This is a genomic window from Flavobacterium sp. (assembly GCF_003525665.1).
Classification (GTDB): Bacteria; Bacteroidota; Bacteroidia; order Flavobacteriales; family Flavobacteriaceae; genus Flavobacterium.
This window is the reverse complement of record NZ_DQDX01000118.1, coordinates 5999-9058: the sequence shown is the minus strand read 5'-3', so window position 1 is coordinate 9058 and position 3060 is coordinate 5999. Positions and strand designations below refer to the sequence as shown.

Genomic DNA, 3060 nt, shown 5'->3' with positions numbered 1-3060 from the left:
ATTTATATTCATAATTAGTTTCTTTCTTAATTCAAATTTAAGTACTATTTTTTTCTCCCATACACGTAGTTTTACGTGTTTTTCAATTTTTTTTTTAAATTTTATTTTTAACAAATAATTATCTTTGATACTACTTTTTAAAAATATATCTTCGGATTTAATTTATTTGCTTAAAATGAAAAGTTTAAAACTAGTTTGTTTATTGTTTCTTTTGGTATGTGCATCGCCATTACGAGCCAATTTTATTCTTTTGCCAATGGATGAAGTTTCTCAAAAAAACCATCTAAAAGCCTATGGAATAACCTTTTGGTGTTTAGATAAGCAGTACAAAGCAAGTTGGTTACTTAACTATAGAGGAGGTTCTTTTTTATTGCCAGATGCACCCGAAATTAGAAAAGAATGCCAAATAAGAAATGTGAGTTTCGAAATCCTTTCTGATAGTGAAGCCAACCAAATTCTTGATGAAATTGCCTCTCCATCACAAAATATGGAAACCGTTGTTCTAGAAAAAGCGCCTAAAGTTGCCGTTTATACACCCAAAGGAAAGCAACCTTGGGACGACGCAGTTACAATGGTTTTGACCTATGCCGAAATTCCGTTTACTCCTATATATGATGAAGAAGTTCTTAATGATCAATTAATTTTATACGATTGGTTGCATTTACATCACGAAGATTTCTCAGGTCAATATGGTAAGTTTTTTGGTGCTTATAAAAATGCACCTTGGTACATTGAACAGAAAAAAGAAGCGGAAGCCTTAGCCAAAAAACTAGGATATTCTAAAGTTTCTGAAGAAAAATTAGCTGTCGCCAAAAAGATTAGAGACTTTGTAATTGGTGGCGGATTTATGTTTGCAATGTGCTCGGCAACCGATAGTTTTGATATTGCATTATCTGCAGAAGGCGTTGATATTTGCGAGCCAATGTTTGACGGTGACGAAAGTGAAGCCAATTATCAATCGAAAATTGATTATTCTAATACATTTGCTTTTAAGAATTTTGTATTGGAACGAAGACCAGAACGCTATGAGTTTTCAGATATTGATATGACTGATAAAAGAAGAATCCAATTTGAAAAAGATTACTTTACATTGATGGAATTCTCAGCAAAATGGGATGTAATTCCGAGTATGTTGTGCCAAAATCATACGCAATTGGTGAAAGGATTTATGGGACAAACGACTTCATTTGAAAGAGAATTGATAAAATCGAACGTACTTGTTTTGGGTGAAAATCAAATAAACGAGGAGGCGCGGTACATTCATGGACAAAAAGGAAAAGGATTTTTCACTTTTTATGGTGGTCATGATCCAGAAGATTACAGACATCAAGTAGGAGATGAGCCAACTGTTTTGGACTTACATCCAAATTCTCCTGGTTTTAGACTTATATTGAATAATGTATTGTTTCCTGCAGCAAGAAAGAAGAAACAGAAAACTTAAAAAAAATGCTTATTTCCGTTACAATTAGTTTAATTGGTCTCTTCCTTTTATTTATTAACAGTGTCTTGTTTTTTAGTTCTAGAAAAAATAAAGATATCGTTTACAGATATATCATGTATTATTTAATGATTCAATTTGCTGTTGAATTATGCTGTAATATAATTGGTATTCTATATCCAAATGAAAATTTTTTTCTATCTCATTATTATTTTGTGATACAATTTATAATGTTGAGTTTATTCTTCTTTCAGCTTTTTAAAAACAAATTATTAAAGAATTTAGTTTACATTAATTTAGGAATAGTAGTGCTTATATTGGCTTTTCAATATTATAAGACTCCTTCATTGTATTGGAAATTTAATAATTTTGAAATTGGGACAACATCAATTCTTTTAATTTTATATTCCATCGTTTACTTCTATGAAAATCTAAAAGAATCTTATAAGTATCATTTCTTTTGTTCTGGATTGACCTTCTATTTAATGAGCAGTTGTTTGATTTTTTTAACAGGGAATACACAATTAGTTTTTATGACCGAACCGTTTTATCTCGATATTTGGATTTTTAACTCGTTGTTTTTTATTCTATTTCAAATACTCATTTACAAAGAGTGGCAGTTTTTAGTCAAAAAAGAAAAACAGATAGAATCATATTAAGGTTCGTCACATTCTTCTGTTGTTGAAATAAATAATTTTTTATATTCCTGATACATAATTTCGGTATTTTCTAACTCTTTACATTCTTTGCAAGATTTAATAGCATTGTTATTCCAACCAAAAGAAAACAATTCCATTTTTGCATATTCCATGCATTGTTGTGAGTTCAACCTACTTTGAAATTTTTGTTCCACATAATCAGGTGAAGCATTATCAGCTTTTTGCTCTTCGTTTAATTTTTTCCAAGCAGAAACCATTTTTAAACTATCGCCAGAAACCAATGCGTCAACATATACTTTTGCTTTCGGATTATAGGAAGTATTTTTTAAAAGAGATAGATTTGAATAAGCAGAAAAAGCCAATTTTTCATGTTCATAAAACGATTGTAATTCCTGAAGTTTTAGTTTTTTCAAATTGTTCCAATAAGGTAAATTGACTATTTCTAAGTTTTCAAGTTCTGCTTTTCTTTGAGCATATTTTTCTTCCAAAACTTCAATTGGCTCTGTTTTATCTTCCAATTTAAAAACTGGATAACCATCAAAATCAATATAGCCACTTGTGCCAAACCAAAGAAGATGTGTGTCTTTTAATTGTTTTTTAGTATATTTTGATGTATCAAATTTACTATTCATTGCGCATAATTCTGTGTACCAATTAATAGTATCAGTAGCAGTTTCAGGTGTTAGTTCTTCTGTAACTGAAATTGATTTCTCCTCAGATTGACTTTCTTTTTTACAAGAAATAATGCTCATTGTGAATAAAATCGAAAGTAGAGTTATAATGCTTTTCTTCATTGTTTTTTTTGTAAAAGTATTATAAAAAAGGAAAATCCCAAACTCCAGAAGTATTGGAATTTGGGATTTTATGGTAGTAGTTCAAAGTTATTTTCATTGATATATTTTGAAAATTTAGTTTTGAACGTTTTGGTATATTGTATAAGTAATTGATTTATAAATATTTATT

2 protein-coding genes are annotated in these 3060 nt (G+C 29.3%); one reads left to right on the top strand and one right to left on the bottom strand.

All coding sequences use genetic code 11. The features are described 5' to 3' along the window. Positions 1 to 175: 175 nt before the first annotated feature. Positions 176 to 1441: an asparagine synthetase B gene (locus DIU01_RS08510; RefSeq protein WP_290833477.1), complete on the top strand. Its 1266-nt coding sequence runs from the start codon at positions 176 to 178 to the stop codon at positions 1439 to 1441. A 652-nt stretch (positions 1442 to 2093) separates the two neighbouring features. Here DIU01_RS08510 and DIU01_RS08505 read toward each other — a convergent pair. Next, positions 2094 to 2891, bottom strand: a complete 798-nt coding sequence (locus DIU01_RS08505; protein WP_290833475.1) for a hypothetical protein — start codon at positions 2889 to 2891, stop codon at positions 2094 to 2096. Positions 2892 to 3060 lie beyond the last annotated feature (169 nt).